Here is a 2,577-nt window from a genome sequence, read left to right on the forward strand (position 1 = left end):
CCTTCGGCCTGATCGAGCGCCACGTGCCGCCGGCGATGCTCACCGAAGGCGTCACCTGGGTGACGACCGGCATCGGCATCGGCATGGCGCTCGGTTCCTTCGCCGCCGGCTGGATGGTCGACACTTTCGGACCGCAGAACGGGTTCTGGGTATCGGTGGCAGCGGGCGCGATTGCGCTGGCCACCGTGCTCGCCGGACAATGCCGGCTGGCGATAGGCGATTGCGATATGGATAGGGGCGAGGCGGTGATGCCGGCGGAGTGACGGTCAGGCGTACCGAACCGTCCGTTGATCATCGCAGACGTTGGGAGTTGGCCCTGACCTTCGGGACTTCGTCATCCACGGGCGGAGCGACGCGAAGCGGAGCGCAGACCCGAGGATGACGAAGTCGTGTACTTCAGCTAATCGCCTGAAGCGCCAACCCTTCGACGCCTAAAGAATTTCCGTCTTCGCGATATGGATGCCGAAGCCCTCGAGGCCGACATAATGGCGCTCGCGCGAGGCGATCAGGTTGATCGAGGAGATGCCGAGGTCCTTGAGGATCTGGGCGCCGAGGCCGATCTCGCGCCATTCGTTCTCGCGGCGGCGGGCTTCCTCGTGATCCTCGCGGTCGCCGCTCTGCGGCCGCTTGCGCTCCTGGTGGGCGACGCCGACCGAGCCCTCGCGCAGATAGACGATGACGCCGCGCCGGCGTTCGCCCATCGCCTTCATGATGCCGTCGAGCCGGTGGCTGGTGCCGAAGACGTCGGTGACGACATCTTCCGGATGCAGGCGCACCGGCACGTCCTCGCCGTCACGGATGTCGCCGAAGACGACCGCCAGGTGGTGCATGGAATCCCATGGCAGCGTGTAGGTGAAAGCCTGCGCCTTGCCGCCGGGCGTTTCGATGTCGGAACAGGCGACGCGCTGGACCAGCGTTTCCTTGCGCTGGCGGTAGGCGATGAGATCGGCGACCGAAACCTGCTTCAGACCGTGTTCCTCGGCGAAGGCCTGCACTTCCGGCCCGCGCTTGACCGTGCCGTCGTCGTTGACCAGCTCGGAGATGACACCGACCGGCGGCAGGCCGGCGAGTTTGCAGAGATCGACCGCGGCTTCGGTATGGCCGGAGCGCATCAAGACGCCGCCTTCGCGCGCGATCAGCGGGAAGATGTGGCCGGGGCGCACGAAATCCGACGGGCCGACATTGCCGTTGGCAAGGTTGCGCACGGTGAGCGTGCGGTCGTCGGCGGAAATGCCCGTCGTCGTGCCGTGCTTGAAGTCGACGCTGACCGTGAAAGCGGTGGTGTGCGCGGAGTCATTGTCCGCCACCATCGGCGCGAGGTTCAGGCGCCTGGCGTCCGCGCGCAGCATCGGCGTGCAGACGATGCCGGAGGTGTTGCGCACGATGAAGGCCATCTTCTCCGGCGTGCAGTGCACGGCGGCGACGATCAGGTCGCCCTCGTTCTCGCGCCCGTCATCGTCCATGACGACGACGATCTCGCCGCGCTCGAAGGCGCGGATCGCTTCGACGATCTTCTTCTGGTCGTAAGGCATGGGGCGCTCGCTTCGCTCGCAAGGGAGTAGGGGAATAGGGCAGTAAGGGAGTAGGGGAAAGGAAAAAGTTTGGCGGGCTGCGGGCGGCAGCGTGAACCTGCTGCCCTACTGCCCTACTGCCCTACTCCCCTGCCTTCCCTGTCTGTCCTCTATGCCGCAGATAATGGTCTGCGATCGCGCAGGCAACCATGGCCTCGCCGATCGGCACGGCGCGGATGCCGACGCAAGGATCATGGCGGCCCTTGGTCATCACCTCGACATCCTTGCCGTCCTTGTCGATCGACTGGCGCGGGGTCAGGATCGAGGAGGTCGGCTTGACGGCGAAGCGGGCGACGATCGGCTGCCCGGTCGAGATGCCGCCCAGGATACCGCCGGCATGGTTGGACAAAAACACCGGCTTGCCGTCATTGCCCATGCGCATCTCGTCGGCATTCTGTTCGCCGGTGATGCGGGCCGCTTCGAAGCCATTGCCGATCTCGACGCCCTTGACGGCGTTGATCGACATCAGGCCGGACGCGATGTCCTGGTCGAGCTTGGCGTAGATCGGCGCACCGAGCCCCGCCGGTACGCCGTCGGCGACGATCTCGATCACCGCGCCGACCGAGGAGCCGGCCTTACGGATGCCGTCGAGATAGGCGGTGAAGACCGGAACCGAGGCCGGATCCGGGGTGAAGAACGGGTTTTCGGCGTCGCCGACGAAATTCCAGTTCCAGTTGGCGCGATCTATTTGTTTCTCGCCCATCGAAACCAGCGCGCCGCGCACCACCATGCCGGGCACTATCCTGCGGGCGAGCGCGCCCGCCGCCACTCTCGCCGCCGTCTCGCGCGCAGAGGAGCGGCCGCCGCCGCGGTGGTCGCGCAAGCCGTATTTGACGTCATAGGTGTAGTCGGCATGGCCGGGCCGGTACTGGCGGGCGATCTCGCCGTAATCCTTGGAGCGCTGGTCGACATTGTCGATCAGCATCGACACCGGCGTGCCGGTGGTGATCATCGTCTCGCCGTCCTCGTCGAGGATGAAGCCGGACAGGATCTTGACCTCGTCAGG

At 65.9% G+C, this 2,577-nt stretch carries 2 protein-coding genes and 1 pseudogene; 1 reads left to right on the forward strand and 2 read right to left on the reverse strand.

Annotated features, from left to right (window positions below; translation table 11 throughout):
* A pseudogene (locus tag EOD07_RS30290) lies at positions 1–263 on the forward strand (MFS transporter); the annotation flags it as partial.
* Positions 264–431: 168 nt separating this feature from the next.
* Here EOD07_RS30290 and ribB read toward each other — a convergent pair.
* On the reverse strand, positions 432–1,532 hold the full coding sequence (gene ribB / locus EOD07_RS30295) for a 3,4-dihydroxy-2-butanone-4-phosphate synthase (RefSeq protein WP_127237928.1): 1,101 nt from the start codon (positions 1,530–1,532) through the stop codon (positions 432–434).
* 121 nt (positions 1,533–1,653) lie between these two features.
* Positions 1,654–2,577, reverse strand: a 924-nt coding sequence (aroC, locus tag EOD07_RS30300) for a chorismate synthase (protein WP_127237929.1), incomplete at its 5' end; no start/stop codon positions are given.

The organism is Mesorhizobium sp. M2C.T.Ca.TU.002.02.1.1, assembly GCF_003997225.1.

Coding starts and splice junctions, on each gene's coding strand:
- ribB (WP_127237928.1), bottom strand. CDS start 1,532: ATGCCTTACGACCAGAAGAAGATCGTCGAAGCGATCCGCGCCTTCGAG.